Origin of the sequence: Microcoleus sp. BM001215392, assembly GCF_036700185.1 — a bacterium.
Classification (GTDB): domain Bacteria; phylum Cyanobacteriota; class Cyanobacteriia; order Cyanobacteriales; family Microcoleaceae; genus Microcoleus.
In genome coordinates this window covers 1-4418 of the sequence record NZ_JAUBOJ010000505.1, presented here as the reverse complement: position 1 = coordinate 4418, position 4418 = coordinate 1, and the positions used below count along the sequence as shown (strand labels likewise).

The 4418-nt window shown below is 46.8% G+C and carries 5 protein-coding genes; 1 reads left to right on the top strand and 4 read right to left on the bottom strand.

Features of this window, described 5'->3' with window-relative positions; genetic code table 11:
* Nucleotides 1-104: 104 nt before the first annotated feature.
* The 4 genes from QT974_RS31605 to QT974_RS31590 all read right to left on the bottom strand — a co-directional run bounded on the left by QT974_RS31605 (nt 105) and on the right by QT974_RS31590 (nt 2585).
* Nucleotides 105-452: an NINE protein gene (locus tag QT974_RS31605; protein ID WP_333472326.1), complete on the bottom strand. Its 348-nt coding sequence runs from the start codon at nt 450-452 to the stop codon at nt 105-107.
* An 83-nt stretch (nt 453-535) separates the two neighbouring features.
* The gene (locus QT974_RS31600; protein WP_333472325.1) at nt 536-748 is read right to left on the bottom strand and encodes a hypothetical protein; all 213 of its coding nucleotides are present in this window, start codon (nt 746-748) and stop codon (nt 536-538) included.
* A 53-nt stretch (nt 749-801) separates the two neighbouring features.
* The gene (locus QT974_RS31595; RefSeq protein WP_333472324.1) at nt 802-936 is read right to left on the bottom strand and encodes a hypothetical protein; all 135 of its coding nucleotides are present in this window, start codon (nt 934-936) and stop codon (nt 802-804) included.
* A gap of 56 nt (nt 937-992) precedes the next feature.
* The gene (locus QT974_RS31590) at nt 993-2585 is read right to left on the bottom strand and encodes a CPBP family glutamic-type intramembrane protease (protein ID WP_333472323.1); all 1593 of its coding nucleotides are present in this window, start codon (nt 2583-2585) and stop codon (nt 993-995) included.
* A gap of 374 nt (nt 2586-2959) precedes the next feature.
* Between QT974_RS31590 and QT974_RS31585 the strand changes: the two genes are divergently transcribed.
* Complete coding sequence (locus tag QT974_RS31585) at nt 2960-4309, top strand: histidine phosphatase family protein (RefSeq protein ID WP_333472322.1); 1350 nt, start codon at nt 2960-2962, stop codon at nt 4307-4309.
* Nucleotides 4310-4418: the final 109 nt, after the last annotated feature.

The window sequence follows — 4418 nt, the reverse complement described above, 5'->3', positions numbered from 1 at the left end:
TGGTTGTTATTAGTTATTATCACCAACAAATAACAACCAACAAATAACAACCAACTAATGACTAATAACTACTGACTACTGACTACTGACTACTGACTTCCCAATTACAATTCCCGCAGCAGTTTTTGGCGTTTTTCTTCATATTCTTCGGCAGTAATGGCGCCCATATCGTAAAGTCCTTTCAATTCGGCGATCGCCCCTGTGACATCTTTTGCCCCTCTGAGCGCGTACCCAGACGGCAACATTCCGCCATTGTACTGTAGCTGAAAAGCTTGCTCCGACATCAGCAGCAGCCCGATAAAATCGAAAAATGCGATCAGTGAGGGAATTAACGTCCACGAAAAGAGCAAATAGAATACTCCTGCTACATTGTTGCCCAAATAAAATTTGTGGCCTCCGAAACCTCCGATAAAGAAAGCTAACACAACTGCTACGGTTTTATCTTTTAGCATTTTTCCCTTTCCCCAGTTTTTTACTTTAACGAACGCGATCGACAACGAATGCGATCGAGGCAAGCAATATTACTAATTTTTACTCATTTATTTGGGTTTTTGCGAAACTTGGACATCGCAAAATACAGCAGAACTATACCGGCTTGAGCCTGTAGAATGACCGAGTAGCCTCTCAAGAAATAATTGAGTTCGCTACCGGAATTGAAAGAAAATATTAAAATGCCTAGGGCTGCGTAGGGTGCGAAACGCATCCAACTCGCTGTTCCCTCTAACTTGTGGCTGTTGAAATTGCTCATTGGGTTTGAAACCTCATCCTTACTTAAAATTAACATAAAAATTAGCCGGATGGTCAAGCTCGGTTGGGTGCGATCGCCCGGGCCAACCTGGCATCGATCGATCCACAAGATGTTACTTCCATGTTAAAACAAGTTTTTCCGTTAAAGTAAGCGGCCGGGCGATCGCCAAATTCCACCTCAGCAGACAACGCCGATAGATGTCACAAAAGCCCGGTTAATTAACAATTATTTACAACTGCCAGAATTAACTGGCGCCGCCGCCCAAAAGAAACAGACTCAAGAGAGTTCCGCTATTCCAAAGACTGTGCAGAAGCATGGGGGCGAGGAGATTGCGCGATCGCGTGTACACAAAGCCCAACACCGCCCCCAACGTCGCCAAAGGCAGAATCTCAGAGACACTCAAGTGAGCCACCGCAAACAAAAAAGCCGAAGCTGCGATCGCCCCGGAAACAGGCAAATAGCGAGTCAGAGAAGGCAGCAGAAAGCCCCGAAACACGATTTCCTCAAAAACCGGAGCGGCGATCGCAGCAGTGCCGAAAAACACCGCCAGAGCCACGTTGTCCCTACCTTCAAGGACGATCGGCAAAATCGGATTGCTGCCGCCTTGTCCCTGCCACAATTGTTGATTGAGCAGCGACACCACAACCACCAAAGGCAAAGCTACAAAATAGCCACCAAAGCCCCACAAAAACCAATTTCCCCGCCAATCAATCCGAAACCAACCATCAGGTAAAGGTAAAAAAGACTTGACCGAAAAAAACAGTACCGAAAGCCCGCCCGCCGACAGCAACAAATAAGTAGCAAAGATATAAAAAGCCTTTTCGCGCGGGTCAAAAGTAGCAGGACTCAGTTTTAAAACAGCCAGAGAAACTGGCAGCAACAAATAGGGAATCAAGATTTGCCCGACAAAGAAAAAGCCGACCACCAGCACCTGCCAAACAATCTCGCCATCCCAAGGCACATCCCAACTCAAGCTAGAATTTCGCGCCAAAAGAGGCCCGGAATCAGTCTTATCTAACTGCTGGCGCTGCAACAGCCACTGCACAGTCAAACCAACCAGCAAAACCGTACCGATACAAAGAGATATAGCCGGAACACCAACAACAATTGCCAACTTTTCTAGAGCTTGCTGGGCCGTTACCTGCTCTGCTGCTTGCAGCGCCACCAGTTCCTTAGAACGTTCTTGCAGCTTGTAAAGTTGTGCTAGAGGGCGATAGCGAAACCAGCCATCCAAAGACTTTTGAATGCGCGGCTCAGCATCCGGCAGCAGTTGAGGCGGATTGCTCCAAATCCCGGTTAAAATCTGAGCAGTTGCAGCCGAAGAATCGTAATCAATGTCAGTTTTGTAGCGCTCAAGTAAATTATTCCAAGTTTGGATCGCCACCTTAGTTTTACCGCTGCTTGCCTGCAAAATCCCTAGGCGCAAGTCAAGTTCATTTAGCAGCGCTGACTGTTGTTTTACAGACTCTTCTACTGCCTTTTTTTGAGCAAAATTTAGAGTATTATCTTCAGCAACAGAGGCAATGGCAGACTGAAGTTTTGTTAATGAAGATTGATTTTTTTCGAGAGTTTTTTGAGTCGAATCTCGTGCTTCTTGATATTGCGCCAAAGCCGTATTTAAAGGATCGGAACCGATAATATTGTTGCGCGCCGAAGTGAAATTAGCACCCTGATTATTTTCTCCTTCCCACTCCGAGGCGTGAAGCAGCAAATTTGTCTGGTAGAGTTCCAGGCGGCTTTGAATTTGTGGCTCATTCCAACTAGCAAGTAAAGATAAACCGACCAGAGCGATCGCGATCGCCGTTAAAATACCTAAAATTGTCCGCTTCAGTGTCATTCCTCGTTTTCCGTCCCGCGCGAATCCGTGGCTAAGTCTTGTCCGTCTTCAATCATAGGTCGTTGCAGGCGAGAGTATCCCGTCTACTGGTAAAATTTCACTGGCTCATCTTTTTGACTCGCGTCGTACCCTTCGACTGGGTAAGATACGCATCGGATTGGTCTACAGTTTGACGACTCGGCCTCGATCCCCCCTAGCCCCCCTTATTAAGGGGGGGACAAGAGTCTGCTCAAAGTCCCCCGACCTAAGGGGGATTTAGGGGGATCGAGGCTAGGCTATAAGCGAGATTTTTCAATGAGGTAAGGTGCGTCACAAGCACCCGAAGACTGGTAACAGGCTAAATCTAAAATCTAAAATCTAAAATCTAAAATCGAATGACCCGCATTATCTTAGTCCGTCACGGCAAAAGCACATACAATCAAGAGCGTCGCATCCAAGGCCGCCTCGATAAATCAGTTTTGACAGAAGCAGGCCGCGCCGGAGCCATTCAAGTAGGCGACATACTCAACAGTATCGCCTTTGATGCTGCCTATACAAGTCCCCTGCAACGAGCCAAAGAAACAGCAGAAATCATCCTGTCGCGATTGACAAATCCGCCACAACTCCAACCAACGGATAAATTGATGGAAATCGATTTGCCATTGTGGGAAGGAATGCTGCGCCAAGATGCGATCGACCAATTCCCCGAAGCATATCAGCAATGGCAACAACATCCCCACAAATTTTCCATGAAAATCCCTTCCCCCGAAGGAGAAATCGAACACTTTCCGGTACTAGCAGTTTTTGCTAACGCCCGCATTTTTTGGCAAGAGCTGATGTCGCGCCACCGAGAGGGTACAATTCTAGTAGTAGGTCACAACGGAATCAACCGCGCTCTCATCGCCACAGCTTCAGAAATCACCCCAGATTACTATCAATCAATTCAACAATCAAATTGCGGAATTAGTGTCATCAATTTGGGATTTACCGATGACCAAACAGAATCCAACAAGAAAATAGCAGTTCAATTTGAATCCTTGAATTTAACCGCCCATACCGGAGAAATCTTTCCCAAACCGAGGGACAAACACAGCGGGCCGCGCTTATTGCTAGTACGTCACGGCGAAACAGACTGGAATAGAGCAGGTAAATTTCAAGGACAAATAGACGTACCACTCAACGACAACGGCCGCGAACAAGCTCGACAAGCCGCAGAATTCCTCAAGGATGTAAAATTAGATTTTGCCATCAGCAGTTCCATGCTGCGCCCGAAAGAAACAGCCGAAATAATTCTGAAACATCACGGCGACTTACAACTACAACTCCGCGACGAATTGAGAGAAATCAGCCACGGACTTTGGGAAGGAAAATTTGAATCAGAAATAGAAGCATCCTATCCAGGTTTGCTCGAAGAATGGAAAACATCTCCTGAAAAAGTGCAAATGCCAGAAGGAGAAAATTTAGAGCAAGTGTGGACTCGGGCGATCGCAGCGTGGCGAGAAATTGTAAAATCAGTTTCAGGTACCGGGATAGTAGTAGCTCACGATGCCGTCAACAAAGCCCTTCTCTGCCACCTATTCAATTTAGAACCCGAACATTTCTGGAAATTCAAACAAGGAAACGGCGCAGTTAGCGTCATCGACTATCCCCACGGCCCCGACGGTTTGCCAGTATTGCAGGCGATGAATATCACCACTCATTTAAGCGGCGGCGTATTTGACCAAACAGCAGCCGGAGCACTGTAATTTTTCAGGTGTTAACTCAAGTCTAAAACCCTTGATAAATCTCGCTGTTAGCGTAGTCTCGATCCCCCCTAACCCCCCTTAAGAAGGGGGGGACAAGAGCCTTATCAAA